Source organism: Paracoccus sp. SSJ (genome assembly GCF_030234105.1).
GTDB lineage: Bacteria > Pseudomonadota > Alphaproteobacteria > Rhodobacterales > Rhodobacteraceae > Paracoccus > Paracoccus denitrificans.
Genome location: NZ_JASSPE010000011.1, coordinates 68,756 through 85,934 on the forward strand (window position 1 = coordinate 68,756; position 17,179 = coordinate 85,934).

Consider the following 17,179-nt stretch of genomic DNA (forward strand, 5'->3'; position numbering starts at 1 on the left):
TCTGTTCGCGAAAGCGCCGTTTTTTCCGCGGCCGGCCTGCCCGCATGACTGCGATCCGGGCAGGATCGCTTTCTTTCCGGTCGTGCGGGGCCGCGGCGCTTGCGCCATGCCGCGCGGCAAGCGCAAGCTGGGGTGGACGGGGCTGCATCCCCCGTTACCCCGGGCCGCACGGGGTCTTCATGGCAGTGACCGCCGTTCATGCCGCGTCTCCTCCCTCCGCGCGGCGTGGACGGCGGATTTTTCAGGGCACCGGGATGCGCAGTTTCAGGCAAAAGCGCAGTCGGCCGCAGGGCCGGGCGTCCATGATCCAGCCGTCCGGCGCCGCCAGATAGGCACGGATCGTCGCCGCGATATCGGCAGCATCCCCGGGGTGCAGGTCGTGGAACAGATAGGCGCCGCGCCCCGGCGCCTGCAGCGCCATCAATACCGGCCGGGCATCGCGCGCCCGCAGCGCGGCACGGCGCAGGGCGATGTCGGGGCCAAGCCTGCGCAGCACCCCGGCCAGCGCGTCGGCATCGGGGCCCGGCGGCAGGGTCAGTGTGACCGGCATCGTTCGAGCAGGTAGATGTCCATGATCCAGCCGTGCTGGGCCCGCGCGCGGGCGCGGGTCTCCAGGATATGCCCTGCGACCTCGGGCAGCGGCCCCCGGATCAGGATCTGGTTCGGCATGCCCAGAAAAGCGCCCCACCAGATATGCAGCCCCTCGGCATCCAGGCTTTGGAACGAGCATTCGCCGTCCAGCATCACGACCAGCCGGTCCACCGTCCCGGGCCAGCCGTGGTCGCGGATCCGGCGGCCGGTGGTGATCAGCACCGGCGCGGCAACCGCATTCAGCGGGATGGCATGGGCGGCGCAAAGTGCCTGGATCGCGGTGATGCCGGGGATCACGCGCAGGTTCAGCGGCAGGCGGCGCGCCACCCGTTCCGCGATGCGCAGTGTGCTGTCGTAAAGCGAGGGGTCGCCCCAGACCAGCAGTGCCGGGCGGATGGCGCCATGGGCGCGGATCACCTGTTCCCAGCGTTCGGCGATGGCGTCGTGCCATGCCTCGACGCCCTGCCGATAGCCGTCCGCCGCCTCGCGCGCGGGCATGTCGAAGACGGCCAGCGGCGGTGGGCTGGCCAGCACCTGCTGGCAAAGCGCCCGGCGCAGATCGGCCAGGTCGGCCTTGTCCTCGCCCTTGGCGGGGATCAGGATCAGGTCGGCATCCGCCATTGCGGCGATGCCCTCGCACGTAAGGTGGCCGGGGCTGCCGGTGCCGATGCCGATCAGCGCAAGCTCGATCATGGCGCCTCTCCGATCAGGTGGAAGAAGGTGCCGGTGGCGTGGCCGCGGCGCGAGCCGGTCTCGGGCACCGCATCGCCATTGGCATCGGTGACGCGGGCCAGCGGCTCGTCGGGCTGGGCCAGGATGGTGGCGTAATGGAACTCGTGCCCGGCCAGCGCAGGGGCGTAAAGCCCGGCGAGCGGTTCGGCGCGGCGATAGCCCAGATGCATCCGGCGCTTTTCATAGCTGGTCTCCAGCCCCAGCAGCCCGGCCATTTCGTGGCGCGTGCCCTGGGCATCGACCAGCCCGGCGCCCATCGCCATGTAGCCGCCGCATTCGCCATGCACCGGGCGGGTCTCGGCAAAACGCCGCAGCCCGGCGCGGAAGCGGCCGGCCGAAGCCAGTCGGCCCGCATGCAGTTCGGGATAGCCGCCCGGCAGCCAGCAGGCCCCGGCGCTGTCGTCCGGCGCCTGATCGGCCAGGGGCGAGAACGGCAGGATCGTCGCCCCCGCCGCCTGCCATCCGGCGACCAGATGCGGATAGACAAAGGAAAACGCGTCGTCCTGCGCCAGCGCGACACGTTCGGCCGGCGGCGGCAGCGGGCGAAAGGGCTGGGCCGCGATCCCGCCCGCGGCCGCCGCGATGATGGCATCCAGGTCCAGGTGCCGCGCCGCCGCCTCGCCCGCAGCCGCGAGCAGCGCCTCCAGCGCGGCGTGTTCCTGTGCCTGCACCAGTCCCAGATGCCGCTCGGGCAGCTCGATCCCGGCTTCGCGCGGCAGCACGCCCAGCACCGGGATCGCAAGCTGGTCCAGCGCGTGCCGCATCAGGGTTTCGTGCCGGGGCGAGGCGACGCGGTTCAGCACCACCCCCGCCAGATGCACGTCGCGGCGCATCTCGCGGAACCCCAGTGCCACGGCACCGGCGGATTGCGCCTGCCCCTTGCAATCCATGACCAGCACCACCGGCCAGCCGGTCAGCGCGGCGATGTCGGCGCTGGCGCCGTTGCCGCAACCGCCCGCACGCGCCACGCCGTCGAAAAGCCCCATCGAGCCCTCGGCCAGCGCAATGTCCGCACCCCCGGCCGCGCCGATCAGATGCGCGATCTGCGCCCGGTCCATGGCCCAGCTGTCGAGGTTGAAGGACTCGCGTCCCGCCGCCGCGCGGTGAAAGGCGGGGTCGATATAGTCCGGCCCGCTTTTGAACGGCTGCACCACCAGCCCGCGCGTCCGCAAGGCCGCGATCAGCCCCAGCGTGACCGTGGTCTTGCCGTTGCCCGAGGCGGGGGCACTGACGACTAGCCCTTTCATTCCGGGAACCTCGGTGCGGTGCCGACGGGGCGAAAGCGGCGGTCGTAGTCGCCGGCATAGAGGCGGCTTTCGTCGAAACCCTCCGCCGCCAGCGCCCGGCCGACCAGAATCAGCGCCGTGCGCTCGCCCTCGCCGATGGCGGGGTCCAGAGTGCCCAGCGTGACGCGGTGGATGCGCTGGTCGGGCCAGCTGGCGCGGAACACCACGGCGACCGGGCAATCGGCGCCGTAATGCGGGACCAGTTCCGCTTGCACGCGGTCCAGCACATGCACCGACAGGTGGATCGCCAGCGTGGCGCCGGTGGCGGCGAAATTGGCAAGCGTCTCGCCCTCGGGCATGGCCGATGCGCGGCCCGAGGTGCGGGTCAGCACCACCGATTGCGCCACGCCCGGCAGGGTCAGTTCGGCCCCCAGCGCGGCGGCGGCGGCGGCGAATGACGGCACGCCGGGCGTCACGTCATAGGGGATGCCCAGCTCGCGCAGCCGGCGGAGCTGCTCGCCCATGGCCGACCAGACCGACAGGTCGCCCGAATGCAGCCGCGCCACGTCATGGCCCGCCTGATGCGCGGCGGCGATCTCGGCGACGATCTGGTCGAGGTCCATGGGCGCGGTGTTCACGATCCGCGCGCCGGGTGGGCAATGGCCCAGCAGCGCCTGCGGCACCAGCGAGCCGGCATAAAGGCAGACCGGGCAGGACGCGATCAGGTCGCGGCCGCGCAGGGTGATCAGGTCGGCCGCGCCCGGGCCGGCGCCGATGAAATGGACGGTCATGCGGGGTCTCCTTCTGCGATGGCGGCGGTGGCCATCCCGTCTTGCGAGGTTACGCGGGCCGCGACGATGCGCGCGCCGGTGCCGAGTGCTGCCAGGGCGGCGGCTTCGGCCAGCGAGCCGGTGCCGTGCCGCGCGAGGATACGCGGCGATTGCGTGGGGGTGGCGATGCCGGCGACCTCGACCGCGATCAGCGGCAGGCCGGTTTGCGCGGCCAGTGCCAGGATTGCCGGGGCCTGTGCCTTGGCGGGGCTGGTCGCCAGCGCCTCGGCCCGGCCCGCGCGGGCCAGCGCGTCGGCCAGCGAGGCAAGGCTTGCCGCCTGCCGAAAGCCGATGCCCGCGACCCTCATGGCCAGCTCCATTGCGTCACGCTGCGCGCCGGGGTCCAGCCGCGCATCCGGCCCAACGGGGCGGCTTCCTCCAGCGCGATGCGGGTCAGGCTGCCGCCGCGTTGCGCGTGCAGGCCGATCAGCAGCGCCTCGGTCTCCAGCGTCACCGCGTTCGCGACCAGACGGGCGGGGGGCAGGGCGTCGATCAGCGTCGCCGAAGCGCCGCCGCCGATAAAGATCGCATCGGGTGCCGGAAGATCGTGGAGGAAATCGGGTGCCGCGCCTTGGACGGCGCGCATCCGATCCGCCAGCCCGAACGCCTTGATATTCGCGGCGATATTGGCGATGCGGTCGGTGCGGGGCTCCAGCGTCACCGCCCGGCCGCCGTTCAGGCACCACTCGACGCTGACCGAGCCCGAGCCGCCGCCGATGTCCCACAGCATCTCTCCCGTCCGCGGGCCAAGTGCCGCCAGCGTCACCGCCCGGATGGCGCGACGGGTGATCTGGCCGTCATGGGCGAAGCTGTCGTCGGGCAGGCCGAAGCCGCGCGGCAGGCCGGCGCCCGATGGCAGGTCCGCCCCGTCCAGCGCCACCGCGACCGGCGCGATGCAGTCCAGCGCGAAACCCTGCGCCCGTGCCTCGCGGATGCGTTCGCGCGGGCCGCCAAGCGCCTCCATCACCACCATGCGCGTCGGGCCCAGCCCCTGCGCGACCAGCCATTCGGCAAGCTGGGCGGGGGCGGCGCCGTCGCGCAGCAGGCAGATCGCCCGCGCTCCCCGCGCCATCACCGGACGCAGCCGGGCAAAGGGCGCGGCATGCAGGCCGAGGCAGGCGGTCTCCTCCAGCCGCCAGCCCAGCCTTGCGGCGGCCAGCGAAAAGGTGCCGGGCGCGGGAAAGGCCCGCCATTCGCCCGTTTGCAGCACGGCGGCGATGCTGCCGCCGGCGCCATGCCAGAACGGATCGCCCGAAACCAGCGCCGCCACGCTTTCCCCCCGCAAGGCCAGCAGCGGATCAAGACCGAAAGGCACCGGCCATGCCCGGCCCCGCTGCCCCCCGATCCCCGCCAGTTCCAGATGCCGGGGGGCGCCGAAGACGATTTCCGCCCGATCCAGCGCATCGCGGCTTGCAGGCGGCAGGCCGGCAAGGCCATCCTCCTGAATACCGATGATGGAAAGCCAGGGATCAGCCATGACGCGCATCCTTCTGCTGGGCGGCACCACCGAGGCGGGGGCCATGGCCCGCGCGCTGGCCGAGGCCGGGCTGGACGCAGTCTATTCCTATGCCGGCCGCACCGCCAACCCGGTGGCGCAGCCGCTGCCGATCCGCATCGGCGGCTTCGGCGGCTCCGAGGGGCTGGCGGATTACCTGCGGGCCGAGCGCATCAGCCATGTCGTCGACGCCACCCACCCCTTTGCCGAGGGCATGAGCCGCAATGCCGTCGCCGCCTGCTGTGCGACCGGCACGGCGCTGATCGCGCTGGAGCGCCCGCCCTGGGTTGCCGCGCCGGGCGACCGCTGGATCCACGTCGCCGATTACGAGGCCGCCGCCCGCGCGCTGCCCGGCGACGGTTCGGCGGTGTTCCTGGCCATCGGGCGGCAGAACCTGCAACCCTTCGTGGGGCTGAACCACATCTGGATGCTGCGTTTCGCCGAGGTGGCGGCGCATCCCCTGCGCGACGCCACGCTGATCGTCTCGCGCGGGCCGTTCACCGTCGCGGGCGACATCGCGCTGATGCGGCGCCACGACATCGCCCACGTCGTCGCCAAGAATGCCGGGGGCCATGCCGCCCAGGCGAAGATCGTCGCCGCGCGCGAACTGGGCCTGCCGGTCGTGATGATCGACCGTCCCGTGCTGCCGCTGCGCCGCGTCGTCGCTGCGCCGGCCGAGGTGATGGCCTGGCTTCATGGCACGGATCGCGGCGTATAGACCCAGGCGCCGGCCCGGCGGGTGGCGCTGTTGCCCAGGATGACCACGGTGCGCATGTCGGCCATCTCGGGGCGGGCCTCGGCCAGGGTGACGGTGCTCAGCGCCTCGTCCGGGGTCGAGACGGCGCGCGCGAACGAGATCAGCCGGTCGGGACCGCAAGCCTCGCGCAGGATCTCGAGCACGCGGGCAAAGCCCTCGGGCCGGGCCTTGGAGCGCGGATTGTAGAAGGCCATGGCGAAATCGGCCTCGGCCGCCAGCCGCAGGCGCTTTTCGATCAGCGCCCAGGGCTTGAGGTTGTCCGAAAGGTTGATGGCGCAGAAATCATGGCCCAGAGGCGCGCCCAGCCGGGCGCTTGCGGCCAGCATGGCGGTGATGCCGGGCAGGATGCGGATGTCGGGGGTATTCTCGCACCCCTCCAGCGCCTCGAAGAGCGCCGAGGCCATGGCAAAGACCCCCGGATCGCCCGAAGAGACCACCACGACCCGCCGCCCCCGCGCCGCCAGGTCCAGCGCAAGGCGCGCGCGCTCCAACTCGACGCGGTTGTCCGAGGGGTGCAGCGCCAGCCCCGGACGCGGTGCGACGCGGGCGACATAGGGGATGTAGCCGACGACATCGGTGGCCTCGGCCAGCGCCGCCCTGACCTCGGGCGTGACCAGATCCTCCGCGCCCGGCCCCAGGCCGGCCACCGCGACCCAGCCGCTCATTCCGCGGCATCCGCGGCGGAATCGGACAGCGGGCGGCGGCCGTTGCCATGCACCAGCACGGTGGCGAAATACGGGCAGGCCTGCAGATCGGCCTGCGCGAGCGGCGTCACGCGCTGGTTCGGCATGGTGCCGCGCTCGACCAGCCAGGCGTCGGACATGCGCCCGGCGGTCGCCATCGCACGGGCGATCTTGGGCAGGTTGCGGCCGGTCTTCATCACCACCACCGCATCGGCGGCGCGGATGTGACGGGCAAGCTCGGCCTCGGGCAGGGTGCCCATCAGCACCGTCATGGCGTCGTCGCCCCAGGTCATCGGCTGGCCGATGGCGTTCCAGCAGCCGGTCATGCCGGGGATGCCGGGGATGATCTCGACCGGGACGATGCCTTGCAGCCGCGCATGCAGATGCATGAACGAGCCGTAGAACAGCGGGTCGCCTTCGCACAGCACCACCACGTCGCTGTCGGCGGCCAGCCGCGCCAGCCGCGCCGTCCAATCGTCGTAGAAGGCCGCAAGCAGCCGGTTGTATTCCGGGCTGTCGAAGGGGATCTCGGTGGTGACCGGATATTCCATCGCGTGTTCGACCACGTCCGGCGCCAGCATCTCGGCCACGATGCGGCGGGCCTGCCCGGCCCGGCCCTTCTTGCGGAAATAGGCGATCTGCCGCGCGCCGCGGATGGCGCGGTCGGCACGGACCGAAATCAGGTCGGGATCGCCGGGGCCGAGGCCCGCGCAGATGATCTTTCCGGTTTGGGGGGCCATGGCTATTCCTTTCGGCTGGCGAGCGCGTTGACGGCGGCCACGGTGATGGCCGAGCCGCCCAGCCGCCCGCGCACGATCAGCGCCGGCGCGGGCAGGTCGTCCATCAGCGCCGCCTTGGATTCCGCCGCGCCGACGAAGCCCACCGGGCAGCCGATGATCGCGGCCGGGCGCGGGCAGGCCGGGTCCCTGAGCATGTTCAGCAGGTGAAAGAGCGCGGTGGGCGCATTGCCGATGGCGACCACGGCGCCCTCCAGATCGTCGCGCCACAGCTCCAGCGCTGCGGCGCTGCGCGTGTTGCCCATCTGTGCGGCGAGGTCGGGCACGCGCGGGTCGTTCAGCGTGCAGATGACGCGGTTCGCGGCGGGCAGGCGGGCGCGGGTGACGCCCTCGCTGACCATGCGGGCGTCGCAAAGGATCGGCGCGCCGTCCTCGAGCGCCTTGCGTGCCGCCACGGCCATGCCGGCCGAGAAGGCTACGTCGCGCTCCAACCCCACCAGTCCGGCGGCATGGATCATGCGCACGACGACCGGCTCTTCCTCGGCGGCGAACCGGGCGAGGTCCGCTTCGGCCCGGATGGTGGCGAAGGACTGCGCATAGATCCGGGCGCCGTCGGTTTCGTATTGGTGCAGCATCGGGGTTTCCTGGGATTTCTGCGGCTATCTTGCAAGGGCGGGGTCAGAGCGGAATGCGGTCCGGCGCAAGCCCCGCCAGCGTGACGGGATCGCGCGTGCCGCCGTTTCGGATCAGGTCGAAGCGGCCGGGCGTGGTGGCGACCAGCGTCGCCGAGGCCGCGCCCCGATATGCGCAGCCCTTGGCGCAGCCGCTGACATGCAGGCTTTGGCCGGGTGCGAGGCGCGGCGCCAGGCTGCGGGCCAGCGCGCGGACATCGGCCCACGCCTGTGGGCAGCCGGGGGCGCCGGTGCAGGCATGGATCCGCAAGAGCGGGTCGTCGGGCTTGAGAATGGCGCCGTCGATGCGGGGGCGGGCCGCACCCTCGATCAGCAGCGCGCGCCATGGGGTCAGGCGTAGCGGGCCAAGTGCGGCCGCCCTGGCCAATTGGGCGGCGGTGATCTGGCCGAAGGCAAAGCCCAGCAGCCAGCCGTTCGGCGCCGGGCCGGGTCCGGGCGGATCGGCACAGGCGGCTTCGGTGGCGCCGTCGCATGGGTATTTGGAAAACGGAAAGGATGCCAGCGGCAGGGCGCCGTGGGGCAGGGCGGGAGCGCGGCGCAGGTAGTCGCGCATCCGCCCGCGCCCGTCCCGCACGCCGCCTTGCATGAACCAGCGTGCCAGATCGACGGCGCGAGCAGCGGCCTCGTGCGTGTCCTTGGCCGCCAGCGCCCAGTCGCCGCCATCCGGCACGATCAGCCATTCTTGGCCCTGCGGGCGCAGCCTGATGTCCGAGGGCGTCTGCGCCAGCACCGGCGGGTCGGTATCGACGGCAAAACCGAACTTGCCGGGCACCTGCGGCGCCTCCGGCTCGGTCATCGCCCGGGCGATGGCCTCGGCCAGTTGCCAGGCCGCGCTGCCCACGGGGGCAAAGGGCGACAGGATCACGTTGCGCCGCGCCTCGGCCCAGGCGTCGCGGTCGATCAGGCCGAGCCTGGCCAGAATCGCAACGCTTGCCGCATGGCCGGCGGGGGTCAGTCCGCGCAACTGCAGGTTGGCGCGGCTGGTCAGGTCCATCAGCCCGTTGCCATGGCTCCAGGAGAGGTCCGCTATGGCCTGCGCCTGATCGGGCATCAGCCTGCCGTTCCGGGCCCGGATGCGCAGGACCAGCCCGTCGCCCGAGGCCATCGGTCGCAATGCGCCGGGACACCAGCCCTTGACCTCGTAGCTCATGGCGCCGCCTCGGCCAGCACCGAGTTGCGCCGCGTGGCCCAGAGACCCGATTCCAGCAGCTGCGCGAACATGGCGCGCATGGCGGCGAGTGCCTGCGGATTCTCGCGTTCCATGAAGGCCACGACCTCGGGCCGGCCCAGCGTCGCGTCGTGATAGAGATCGAACAGGTGACCGGGCACCACGCCCGCCAGATTGGCGAATGCGGCCATGTGATCGAGCGTCGCCGCGATCTCGGCCGCGCCGCGGAAGCCGTGCCGCATCATGCCGTCGGCCCAGGCCGGATTGGCGGCGCGGGCGCGGGTGACGCGGGCGATTTCCTCGGTCACGCTACGGGCGCGGGGCTGGTCGGGCCGGGTCGCGTCCAGGTGGTAAAGCGCGGGTGCGGCTGCGCCGATCCGCGCCATGGCGGCGGCGAAGCCCGCCTCGTGCGCGGCATAGTCGCCGGCCAGCAGCAGGTCTGATTCCGGCAGGTCCTGCGCATGGACGAAGGCATCGGCCCCGGCCAGGCGGTCGCGGATCGCCTGCGGCTGATGGCTGATCCGGCCATCGGCGCCGATGGCGTGGGACGAGGCGGCAAGCCATGCCTCGCCCGCCGCCTGCCGCGCCGCATCCGTGAAGGTCTCGGCCAGTTCGGCGATGCCAAGGCCGTAGAGGCCGGGCTTGGGGCCGAAGACGCGAGGGGCGCGGCTGCGATAGGGGTTGTCCCCGGGCGCCTCGTCGCGGGCGGCCAGCGCCTCGGCACCAGTTTCGAAGAGTTGCGCGAGGCCGGGGAAGATGTCGCGAAAGAGCCCCGAGACCCTCAGCGTCACGTCGATCCGTGGTCGGCCCAGTTCGGCCAAAGGCAGGATCTCGATGCCCGCGACGCGGCCCGAGGCGGCATCCCAGCGCGGGCTGAGACCGGCCAGATGCAGCGCCATGGCGAATTCCTCGCCTGCCGTGCGCATGGTGGCGCTGCCCCACAGGTCCACGACCAGCCCCTTGGGCCAGTCGCCATGGTCCTGCAAGTGGCGGCGCAACAGTTCCTCGGCCAGCTTCACCCCTTGCGCGTGGGCGGCGCGCGAGGGCACGGCGCGCGGATCGACGGCAAAGAGGTTGCGCCCGGTCGGCAGCACGTCCTGCCGCCCGCGCGCCGGCGAGCCCGAGGGGCCGGGCGCCACCCGCTTGCCGGCGAGCGCACCGGCCAGCCCGTCGCGTTCGGCCTTGCCGCAGGGGCCGGTGCCATAGACGTGCAGCCCATCGCCGAAGCGGCTGTCCTTGAGATCGCAAAGGAAACGGTCGATCAGCGGGATCGCCTCGGCCGGTGCCGCGTCGGGGGGCAGGCCAAGATCGGCCTCGACCCCGGCGGCGCGGGCCTCGTCGCGGATGGCGAGGATCAGCCGGTCGCGGCGACGGGGGTCCAGCCCGTCGGCGGTGGAATATTCGTCCAGCAGCCGTTCCAGATGCGTCAGGTTTTCGGGGACGCCCGAGTCCACGAGCGGCGGCGGCAGGTGGCCCAGCGTCACGGCCGAAAGCCGGCGCTTGGCCTGCGCGGCCTCGCCGGGATCGTTGACGATGAAGGGATAGATCACCGGCAGGTCGTCCAGCAGCGCCTCGGGCCAGCATTCCCCGGACAGGGCTACGGATTTCCCCGGCAGCCATTCCAGCGTGCCATGCGCGCCCATGTGGATCATGGCGTCCGCCTGGGTCCGCAGCCAGAGGTAGAACGCGACATATTCGTGGCGCGGGGTGCGCGTCAGGTCGTGGTAATCGTCGGCGCGGGTCTTTGCCTCGCCGCGTTCGGGTTGCAGGGCGATCAGGTCGGCGCCGTGGCGGATGGCGGCGAAGCGGAAGCCGTCGGGCGGCGGTTCGCCCCATGCCGCGCGCAGGTCGTCTTGCAGGCGTTGGGGCAGGCGGGTCAGCGCCTCGCGGTAGTCCGAGAGCGGCCAGTGGATTCGCTCGACCGTCAGTCGGCGGCCCAAGTCGTCATGCGGGATGCCAAGGATTGCGCCGCATGATGCCAACGCGTCCAGCCCCACCGCATGGGCCAGTTGATGCGCCTTGCCGGGATAGGTGGAGAGCACGACGGCGCGTCGCGACGCTTGCCGCAGCCGGTGCCATGCCTTGATCCGCGCCACCGCCGCGTTGATGCGGCCCATGTCCGGGGCGTGGATCAGGCGCGAGAACTCCAGCGCCGGGTCGCGGACCTGCGGTTGCTTGAAGCTGACGGCGCCCAGGAAGATGCGGCCATCGACCTCGGGCAGCACGACATGCATGGCCAGGTCGGCGGCGGAAAGCCCCCGGTCCTCGGCTGCCCACAGGGCGCGGGGCGCGGTGGACAGCGCCACCTGGAACACGGGGCAATCCGTGCCGTCGAAGGGCGTGGCGCCCGCATCGTCGCGCGCGGAAAAGGCGGTCAGGTTCACCACCGCCGCAAGGCCGGACAGATGCGGCGCCAGCCAAGCGGCAAAGCCCGGTGCCTTGAGCGAGGGCGCGAACACCCCGGTCGCGGCAAAGCCCGCCCCGCGCAGGGCCCGGATCATCGCATCCACCGGCGCAAGGTCGGCCGCGGTCAGGTAGCTGCGATAGAAGCTGACCAGCACCGGGGCCTCGCCCGGCGTGGGGCCTGCGGTCACGCCTGCGTCGGGATCGTAGAAACCCCATTGCGGGATCGCGGCCTCGCCATGGACCGGGGCGGCGGGCAGTCCTGCCGCCTGCGCCAGTTCCGCCAGTGCCATCTGCGCCGCGACCGCGCCGCCTTCGTCGCAAAGCGCCGCCAGCCGGCGCAGCACCGGCACCGGCAAGGTCGAGAAACGGTCCAGCGTCGGATCGGGCCGACCGTCCGCCGGCAGGAAGGCCAGTGCGATGCCCCGCCTGCGCGCCAGATCCTGCAGGCTGGCTGTGCCGTAAGGCCAATAGGGCTCGCCGCCGATCAGCCGGACCAGCACGGCGCGGGCGCCGGAAAGCGTGGCCTCGCAATATTGATCGACGGAAACCGGATGCCGCAGCGCCGAGAGGTTGCACAGCCGCAGCGCGGGCAGGCCCTCGCCAGCCCTGTGCCAGCCTGCCGCGAAAGCGCCCAGGTCGCTGTCCGAATAGGACAGCACGACCAGGTCGGCGGGGCTTTGGCCGGGGTCGGTCGGGACCTCGGTTTCCTCAAGCCCACGGCTTTCGCGAAAGACGACATGCATGGCTTACGCGGCCAGGACCGCCCGGATCGCGGCCTCGTCGATGTCGTCATGCTCGGCGATCACCACGAGGCGCGAGGCGCGGGGGCCGTCGCCCCAGGGCCGGTCGTATTGATGGCGCACCCGTTCGCCCACCGCCTGCACCAACAGGCGCATGGGCTTGCCGGCGACGGCGACATGGCCCTTGACGCGCAGGATGTTCTGCTCGCGCGCCAGCCGCTCGATGCGGGCGGCAAGGTCGCTGGGATCGGCGATCTCGGCCAGTTCGATCACCACCGAGTCGAAATCGTCATGCTCGTGATCGTCGGCGCCGTCGTGATGGCTGGGGCGGGCGGCAAGGTCGTCCTCGGCCGCCGCACCCAGGCCCAGGATCACGCGCGGGTCGATCACCCCATCGGTCAGCGGCAGGATCGGCAGCTTGCGCGGGGCCTCGGCCTCGATCACCGCGCGGGCGGCGGCCAGCCCGTTCTCGCCGGCCAGGTCGGCCTTGGACAGCAGCACGATGTCGGCGCAGGCGATCTGGTCCTCGAAGACCTCGGAAAGCGGCGTCTCGTGGTCCAGGCTGGGATCAGTTGCGCGCTGCGCCTCGACGGCGGCCTCGTCGGGGGCGAAGCGGCCGGCGGCCACGGCCTCGGCATCGGCCAGCGCGATCACCCCGTCAACGGTGATGCGCGAGCGGATCGCCGGCCAGTCGAAGGCCTTCAGCAGCGGCTTGGGCAGCGCAAGGCCCGAGGTCTCGATCAGGATGTGATCGGGCTTGACGGGCATCGCCATCAGCCGCTCCAGCGTCGGGATGAAATCGTCGGCGACGGTGCAGCAGATGCAGCCGTTCGACAGCTCCATGATGTTCTCGGCCGGGCAGTTCTCGTCGGCGCAGGATTTCAGGATCTCGCCATCGACGCCCATGGTCCCGAATTCATTGACCAGCACCGCCAGCCGCTTGCCCTGCGGCTGCGACATCAGGTGACGGATCAGCGTGGTCTTGCCGGCGCCGAGAAAGCCGGTGATGACGGTCACGGGGGTCTTGGTCAGGTCGCTCATCTCTCATCCAATCGGGGGAATGCGCGCGAGGCTGCGCTTGCGGAAAATCGTGACGCGCTCGCGCCAGGGCACGATGCCGTCGGGGGCCTGGGCGTAAGCCGCGGCGCCGGCCAGGATCTCGGGGGCGTCCCCGGCCTCCATCCGGCCATAGACATAGGTCCAGCGGCCCGGCGCCGACAGCGCGATGGCGGCGCCGTTGGCGCAGGCGGACAGGCATTCGACCGGGACGATGCGCACGCCCTCGGGTGGGCCTTCGGCGGTCAGTGCGTCGTGCAGCCGCGCGCCGGGCACGGGCTCGCCCTCGGGGACGGGCTGGCCGGCGCGGCAGGTGATGCAGACATGCAGCGTGACTGTCATGCGCCCTTCATCCGTTATGGCGGCAGGGCGCAGGGGCGCAAATGCCCCAAGCCCCAGCGGGAACACCCCGTCCGCCGGTCAATTCTTCTGCACCGGCAGGTCTCCCGGCTTGCGGATTCGGGCCTGGGCCCACGGCCGCCCCGCCTTCCCGGCTTTCGCCAGTGGCAGAGGGGCGACCTTTCCGGTCACGGTCGCGGGGGCGGCTGCTTTCAGGCGGTTGCCTGTCGCATTCCCTCTTAGCCTGTCATAGGACAGGAACCAGCGCCCCATGTCTGTGCGCGCCCGGTCCCGACTTGTCAAGCGAAGGAGTGCCCGATGCAGGCCGACGACAACACCCGCCACGCCGAGAAGATGGCCCGGATCAAGGCCGCCCGCGACAGGATGATGCAGGAAAAGCAGGGCGAAAAGGGCCTGGTCATCGTCCATACCGGCAAGGGCAAGGGCAAGTCCTCGTCGGGCTTCGGCATGATCCTGCGCTGCATCGCCCATGGCATGCCCTGCGCGGTGGTCCAGTTCATCAAGGGCGCGTGGGATACCGGCGAGCGGCGGTTGCTGACCACGCATTTCGGCGAGTTGTGCCAGTTTCATGCCATGGGCGAGGGCTTTACATGGGAAACCCAGGATCGCGAGCGCGACATCGCCGCCGCCCGCGCCGGCTGGGAAAAGGCCAAGGAGCTGATCCGCGATCCCTCGATCCGCATGGTGCTGCTGGACGAGATCAACATCGCACTGCGCTATGACTACCTGGACCTGGACGAGGTGCTGGCCTTCCTGCGCGACGAAAAGCCGCCGATGACCCATGTCGTGCTGACCGGGCGCAACGCCAAGCCGGAACTTATCGCGCTGGCCGATCTTGTGACCGAGATGGAGCAGGTCAAGCACCCGTTCCGCGACGGGATCAAGGCCCAGCCGGGCGTGGAGTTCTAGGAGCATGGAGAAATCGCAGGACAAGCCGAAGCTGCTTTCGGGCGGCAATCCGCAGATCCCCAAGGGCTATGGCGAGGCGCCGGTCCGCGCCTATATCGCCGCCATGCCGGGCTGGAAGCAGGGGATCGGCCGGAAACTGGACGAGATCATCACCCGCGCCGTGCCGGGGGTGAAGAAGGCGGTGAAATGGAACTCGCCCCTTTACGGGGTCGAGGAGGGGCACTGGTTCCTCAGCTTCCATTGCATGACGAAATACATCAAGGTCGGCTTCTTTCGCGGCACGCAGCTTGAACCGATGCCGCGGGTCGCCTCGAAGCAGCCGGAGGTGCGCTACCTGCATATCCCCGAGGGACCGTTCGACGAGAAACAATTCGCCGACTGGGTCAGGCAGGCCAGCCGCCTGCCGGGCGAGAAGATGTAGCGCTCAGCGCCGCTGCCAGTCCCGCGCGATGTTTTCCTGCCAGCCGGTGCGGTGCAGCAGCGGCGTGTCGTCGGCGAACTCGGGCCAGCCGAGGCAGATGAGTGCCGAGAATTCCCAGTCCTGCGGCGCTTGCAGCAGCGCCGTGATCCGCGCGGGGTCGAGGATCGAGACCATGCCAAGGCCCAGGTTGCGCACCCGCGCCGCCAGCCACAGCGCATGGATCGCCATGGCCGTCGACTGCCGCAGGGTCTGCGGCATGGTGGCGCGGCCCAGGCCGTGGCCCTCGGACGGGTCGATCTGGGTAAAGACGGCCAGCCAGACAGGTGCATGGTCCAGGCCGGCGAGCTTCAGCGCATCGTATTCCTGCCGCTGCCGGCCCTGGTAGCGGCCTGCGGCCTGGGCATTGCAGCGCAGGAAATCGGCGCGGATCTTGGCCCGCAGGGCCGGACTTTCGACCCGGATCACCTGCCAGGGCCGGGCATTGCCGACCGAGGGCGACAGTTCCATCGCCGCGTGCAATTCGTCCAGCAGCGGCTCGGGGATCGGGTCGTCGCGGAAATGCCGCACGTCGCGGCGCCATCGCAGGATGCGCTCCAGTGCGGCCCGGTCCTCAGCGCCGAACTCCATTACGGCGCCGCGCAGATGGCGCTGTCGGGCAGGCCCTCGGCCCCGGCGCGGATGCCGATGGGGCGGTCGGGCACGGTCAGCTCGACGGCGAGCGGATGGCCGGCGACGGTCAGCGGGCGGTGGTCGTTCGAGTTCAATTCGACCCGCAGCCGGTCGCCGGGCACGAGCATGTCGAGGTGATGGGCCGGGCCGTAAAGCCGGGCGATCTTTGTGCCGTTGCGATAGAGATGCGCATGGCCCTCGCCGCTGCGATCGGCCAGCCCGGCATGTTCGGGGGCAAAGCAGAAGCCCTGCGCTTCGACGAACAGGTTCCAGCCTGCGGTGCTGTCGGGCTCCAGCCGGGCCGAGGCGGTGGCGCTGCCGGCGGGCAGGTCGATGGGAGGGCCGTGGTCATGCGCCGCGGCCTGCACGCCATGGCCATGCGCGCCATGATCGTGGCCGTCCAGCGTGATGCCGTTGGCGGCGGCGATGACAAAGCCCATGCCGCCGCCGAAGATCAGGCCGATCAGCAGCATCGGGATCGAGCGATCCATGTCTTTTCCCCGTTTCATGGAAAGGCCGGGCGCGGAATGCACGCCCGGCCGTAAGGGTTGCGGCCCGGATCAGGCGGCTTGCGGAACCGGCGCGCTTTGGCTTTCGCGCTGCCAGAACCAGCCGGCCAGCAGGCCCAGAAGCACCCAGGCCATGGCGCCGGCACCCAGCGCGCGGCCGGCGAACTCGGCCGAAAGCTCGGGCGGGACCGGGCCGGCATAGCTGTCGGGCTGCGGCGCGCCGATCACATGCGGCGCCAGGATCAGCACGACCGCCACGCCCCAGGCCGCCCAGCCCTTGCCAAAGGCGATCAGCCACAGCGCAAGCCCAGTGGCCAGCGCCGTGCCCAGCCACCAGATGGCGCGGACCTGCACATCGGCGGCGGCGACGCCCGGCACCTCGGGGGCAAGACCGAAGGCGGGGGCAAGCTGCATGGTCAGGTAGCCCGCAAGCCCCCAAAGCAGCCCCTGCCGCGCGGTGACCGCATTGCCCTGCGATTCGGAAACCGCCATCAGCGCCACCAGCATCAGCCCGTAGCCGGCATAGACCATCATGGTGAACAGGACCGAAAGCATGTTGCGGGTCCATTCGAACGGTCCCGGATCCTGATGCGCGCTGACGGTTTCGGCACCGAAATGCGCCAGTTGGCCGGATTCGTACAGCTCGGCATGCAGCAGCACGGGCTGCACGAACCAAAGCTGCAACAGGGCGGCAATCAGCCCCGTTACAGCGCCAGCGATCAATCCGCTGGTCAGAATGCGCGAGAACATGTCAGTGACAGGGGAAGCCGGTCGCGTGACGCACGTCATGGGCGGCGTCATGCAGGGTCTCGGCCTGCACCAGCCCGGACATGAAGATCAGCCCGAAGCCGATGGCGAATGCGCCCACGGCAGGAAACAGCACCGAGGCGCGGCTGGCGCCGGCGGCGGTCATGGGTTTTGCGGTCATCTGCGACCCTTTCCTTTGGTCGTCCAACCCGACGACATTGCGGTTTCACGCATCGGCAGGTCTCCTGGCTCGCGGGTCACGGCTGACGCCCGCCTTCCCGGCCGGATGGCCAGTGGCACGATGGGCGTCCGCTCTCCGCCTACAGTCGCGGGGGCGGCTGCGGATTTGGTCCCCAAGACGCCGGAGACGGCACCGCATTCCCTTTTGGCCCCGAAAGGGGCACCGATACACGCATATGTTACCCGCGATGTCGTGCGGGCAGCAAGCGGA

General features: G+C 71.0%; 20 protein-coding genes and 2 riboswitches. Of the genes, 3 read left to right on the plus strand and 17 right to left on the minus strand.

Features of this window, described 5'->3' with window-relative positions:
* Positions 1-241: 241 nt before the first annotated feature.
* Genes QPR87_RS13525 through cbiE form a run of 6 tightly spaced genes read right to left on the minus strand, consistent with a single transcriptional unit; the run spans position 242 to position 4,856 of the window.
* Positions 242-550 (minus strand): DUF1636 family protein, encoded by a 309-nt coding sequence (locus QPR87_RS13525; protein WP_285049857.1) that lies wholly within the window; start codon positions 548-550, stop codon positions 242-244.
* Positions 535-1,284, minus strand: coding sequence for a precorrin-6A synthase (deacetylating) (cobF, locus tag QPR87_RS13530; RefSeq protein ID WP_285049858.1), 750 nt, complete (start codon positions 1,282-1,284; stop codon positions 535-537). The genes QPR87_RS13525 and cobF overlap by 16 nt, the downstream gene beginning before the upstream one ends.
* A complete protein-coding gene (locus QPR87_RS13535; protein WP_285049859.1) occupies positions 1,281-2,570 on the minus strand; it encodes a cobyrinic acid a,c-diamide synthase CobB in 1,290 nt (429 codons plus the stop codon). Before QPR87_RS13535 ends, cobF begins: the two co-directional genes overlap by 4 nt.
* Entirely contained in the window at positions 2,567-3,340 is a 774-nt protein-coding gene (cobM, locus tag QPR87_RS13540) for a precorrin-4 C(11)-methyltransferase (protein ID WP_285049860.1), read from the minus strand. Before cobM ends, QPR87_RS13535 begins: the two co-directional genes overlap by 4 nt.
* A complete protein-coding gene (locus tag QPR87_RS13545) occupies positions 3,337-3,687 on the minus strand; it encodes a cobalamin biosynthesis protein (protein WP_285049861.1) in 351 nt (116 codons plus the stop codon). The genes cobM and QPR87_RS13545 overlap by 4 nt, the downstream gene beginning before the upstream one ends.
* Positions 3,684-4,856, minus strand: coding sequence for a precorrin-6y C5,15-methyltransferase (decarboxylating) subunit CbiE (gene cbiE, locus QPR87_RS13550; protein ID WP_285049862.1), 1,173 nt, complete (start codon positions 4,854-4,856; stop codon positions 3,684-3,686). The genes QPR87_RS13545 and cbiE overlap by 4 nt, the downstream gene beginning before the upstream one ends.
* Between cbiE and QPR87_RS13555 the strand changes: the two genes are divergently transcribed.
* Positions 4,855-5,592: a cobalt-precorrin-6A reductase gene (locus QPR87_RS13555; RefSeq protein WP_285049863.1), complete on the plus strand. Its 738-nt coding sequence runs from the start codon at positions 4,855-4,857 to the stop codon at positions 5,590-5,592. The genes cbiE and QPR87_RS13555 overlap by 2 nt on opposite strands.
* On the opposite strand, the gene cobJ is transcribed toward QPR87_RS13555, so the two are convergent.
* Genes cobJ through QPR87_RS13590 form a run of 7 tightly spaced genes read right to left on the minus strand, consistent with a single transcriptional unit; the run spans position 5,568 to position 13,455 of the window.
* Positions 5,568-6,296: a precorrin-3B C(17)-methyltransferase gene (cobJ, locus tag QPR87_RS13560; RefSeq protein ID WP_230999490.1), complete on the minus strand. Its 729-nt coding sequence runs from the start codon at positions 6,294-6,296 to the stop codon at positions 5,568-5,570. The genes QPR87_RS13555 and cobJ overlap by 25 nt on opposite strands.
* On the minus strand, positions 6,293-7,054 hold the full coding sequence (locus tag QPR87_RS13565) for a precorrin-2 C(20)-methyltransferase (RefSeq protein ID WP_285049864.1): 762 nt from the start codon (positions 7,052-7,054) through the stop codon (positions 6,293-6,295). Before QPR87_RS13565 ends, cobJ begins: the two co-directional genes overlap by 4 nt.
* Positions 7,055-7,056: 2 nt before the next feature.
* Positions 7,057-7,686 carry a precorrin-8X methylmutase gene (locus tag QPR87_RS13570; RefSeq protein ID WP_285049865.1) on the minus strand — a complete coding sequence of 210 codons (630 nt, stop codon included), beginning with the start codon at positions 7,684-7,686 and terminating at the stop codon, positions 7,057-7,059.
* Between the two features lie 43 nt (positions 7,687-7,729).
* Positions 7,730-8,893: a ferredoxin-like domain-containing protein gene (locus QPR87_RS13575; protein WP_285049866.1), complete on the minus strand. Its 1,164-nt coding sequence runs from the start codon at positions 8,891-8,893 to the stop codon at positions 7,730-7,732.
* Positions 8,890-12,060 carry a cobaltochelatase subunit CobN gene (cobN, locus tag QPR87_RS13580; protein ID WP_285049867.1) on the minus strand — a complete coding sequence of 1,057 codons (3,171 nt, stop codon included), beginning with the start codon at positions 12,058-12,060 and terminating at the stop codon, positions 8,890-8,892. The genes QPR87_RS13575 and cobN overlap by 4 nt, the downstream gene beginning before the upstream one ends.
* A 3-nt stretch (positions 12,061-12,063) precedes the next feature.
* On the minus strand, positions 12,064-13,098 hold the full coding sequence (cobW, locus tag QPR87_RS13585; protein WP_011748811.1) for a cobalamin biosynthesis protein CobW: 1,035 nt from the start codon (positions 13,096-13,098) through the stop codon (positions 12,064-12,066).
* Positions 13,099-13,101: 3 nt separating this feature from the next.
* Positions 13,102-13,455 carry a DUF1636 family protein gene (locus QPR87_RS13590; protein ID WP_011748810.1) on the minus strand — a complete coding sequence of 118 codons (354 nt, stop codon included), beginning with the start codon at positions 13,453-13,455 and terminating at the stop codon, positions 13,102-13,104.
* Between the two features lie 77 nt (positions 13,456-13,532).
* Positions 13,533-13,733, minus strand: a riboswitch (cobalamin riboswitch).
* Positions 13,734-13,770: 37 nt separating this feature from the next.
* Between QPR87_RS13590 and cobO the strand changes: the two genes are divergently transcribed.
* The gene (gene cobO / locus QPR87_RS13595) at positions 13,771-14,382 is read left to right on the plus strand and encodes a cob(I)yrinic acid a,c-diamide adenosyltransferase (RefSeq protein WP_230999487.1); all 612 of its coding nucleotides are present in this window, start codon (positions 13,771-13,773) and stop codon (positions 14,380-14,382) included.
* Positions 14,383-14,386: 4 nt separating this feature from the next.
* The gene (locus QPR87_RS13600; RefSeq protein ID WP_285049868.1) at positions 14,387-14,803 is read left to right on the plus strand and encodes a DUF1801 domain-containing protein; all 417 of its coding nucleotides are present in this window, start codon (positions 14,387-14,389) and stop codon (positions 14,801-14,803) included.
* Positions 14,804-14,806: 3 nt separating this feature from the next.
* Here the strand turns inward: QPR87_RS13600 and bluB are convergent, their stop codons facing one another.
* The 4 genes from bluB to QPR87_RS13620 form a co-directional block, all read right to left on the minus strand.
* Positions 14,807-15,430 (minus strand): 5,6-dimethylbenzimidazole synthase, encoded by a 624-nt coding sequence (gene bluB / locus QPR87_RS13605; RefSeq protein WP_285049869.1) that lies wholly within the window; start codon positions 15,428-15,430, stop codon positions 14,807-14,809.
* A complete protein-coding gene (locus QPR87_RS13610) occupies positions 15,430-15,963 on the minus strand; it encodes a hypothetical protein (RefSeq protein ID WP_285049870.1) in 534 nt (177 codons plus the stop codon). The genes bluB and QPR87_RS13610 overlap by 1 nt, the downstream gene beginning before the upstream one ends.
* Positions 15,964-16,032: 69 nt before the next feature.
* Positions 16,033-16,731, minus strand: coding sequence for a CbtA family protein (locus QPR87_RS13615; RefSeq protein WP_285049871.1), 699 nt, complete (start codon positions 16,729-16,731; stop codon positions 16,033-16,035).
* Position 16,732: 1 nt separating this feature from the next.
* Complete coding sequence (locus QPR87_RS13620) at positions 16,733-16,909, minus strand: CbtB domain-containing protein (protein ID WP_285049872.1); 177 nt, start codon at positions 16,907-16,909, stop codon at positions 16,733-16,735.
* A gap of 37 nt (positions 16,910-16,946) precedes the next feature.
* A riboswitch (cobalamin riboswitch) is annotated at positions 16,947-17,151 on the minus strand.
* Positions 17,152-17,179 lie beyond the last annotated feature (28 nt).

What these genes read in the sequence shown, in the direction of transcription:
- QPR87_RS13525 (WP_285049857.1), bottom strand. Translation starts at nt 550, where the DNA reads ATGCCGGTCACACTGACCCTGCCGCCGGGCCCCGATGCCGACGCGCTG.
- cobF (WP_285049858.1), bottom strand. Translation starts at nt 1,284, where the DNA reads ATGATCGAGCTTGCGCTGATCGGCATCGGCACCGGCAGCCCCGGCCAC.
- QPR87_RS13535 (WP_285049859.1), bottom strand. Translation starts at nt 2,570, where the DNA reads ATGAAAGGGCTAGTCGTCAGTGCCCCCGCCTCGGGCAACGGCAAGACC.
- cobM (WP_285049860.1), bottom strand. Translation starts at nt 3,340, where the DNA reads ATGACCGTCCATTTCATCGGCGCCGGCCCGGGCGCGGCCGACCTGATC.
- QPR87_RS13545 (WP_285049861.1), bottom strand. Translation starts at nt 3,687, where the DNA reads ATGAGGGTCGCGGGCATCGGCTTTCGGCAGGCGGCAAGCCTTGCCTCG.
- QPR87_RS13555 (WP_285049863.1), top strand. Translation starts at nt 4,855, where the DNA reads ATGACGCGCATCCTTCTGCTGGGCGGCACCACCGAGGCGGGGGCCATG.
- cbiE (WP_285049862.1), bottom strand. Translation starts at nt 4,856, where the DNA reads ATGGCTGATCCCTGGCTTTCCATCATCGGTATTCAGGAGGATGGCCTT.
- cobJ (WP_230999490.1), bottom strand. Translation starts at nt 6,296, where the DNA reads ATGAGCGGCTGGGTCGCGGTGGCCGGCCTGGGGCCGGGCGCGGAGGAT.
- QPR87_RS13565 (WP_285049864.1), bottom strand. Translation starts at nt 7,054, where the DNA reads ATGGCCCCCCAAACCGGAAAGATCATCTGCGCGGGCCTCGGCCCCGGC.
- QPR87_RS13570 (WP_285049865.1), bottom strand. Translation starts at nt 7,686, where the DNA reads ATGCTGCACCAATACGAAACCGACGGCGCCCGGATCTATGCGCAGTCC.
- QPR87_RS13575 (WP_285049866.1), bottom strand. Translation starts at nt 8,893, where the DNA reads ATGAGCTACGAGGTCAAGGGCTGGTGTCCCGGCGCATTGCGACCGATG.
- cobN (WP_285049867.1), bottom strand. Translation starts at nt 12,060, where the DNA reads ATGCATGTCGTCTTTCGCGAAAGCCGTGGGCTTGAGGAAACCGAGGTC.
- cobW (WP_011748811.1), bottom strand. Translation starts at nt 13,098, where the DNA reads ATGAGCGACCTGACCAAGACCCCCGTGACCGTCATCACCGGCTTTCTC.
- QPR87_RS13590 (WP_011748810.1), bottom strand. Translation starts at nt 13,455, where the DNA reads ATGACAGTCACGCTGCATGTCTGCATCACCTGCCGCGCCGGCCAGCCC.
- cobO (WP_230999487.1), top strand. Translation starts at nt 13,771, where the DNA reads ATGCAGGCCGACGACAACACCCGCCACGCCGAGAAGATGGCCCGGATC.
- QPR87_RS13600 (WP_285049868.1), top strand. Translation starts at nt 14,387, where the DNA reads ATGGAGAAATCGCAGGACAAGCCGAAGCTGCTTTCGGGCGGCAATCCG.
- bluB (WP_285049869.1), bottom strand. Translation starts at nt 15,430, where the DNA reads ATGGAGTTCGGCGCTGAGGACCGGGCCGCACTGGAGCGCATCCTGCGA.
- QPR87_RS13610 (WP_285049870.1), bottom strand. Translation starts at nt 15,963, where the DNA reads ATGGATCGCTCGATCCCGATGCTGCTGATCGGCCTGATCTTCGGCGGC.
- QPR87_RS13615 (WP_285049871.1), bottom strand. Translation starts at nt 16,731, where the DNA reads ATGTTCTCGCGCATTCTGACCAGCGGATTGATCGCTGGCGCTGTAACG.
- QPR87_RS13620 (WP_285049872.1), bottom strand. Translation starts at nt 16,909, where the DNA reads ATGACCGCAAAACCCATGACCGCCGCCGGCGCCAGCCGCGCCTCGGTG.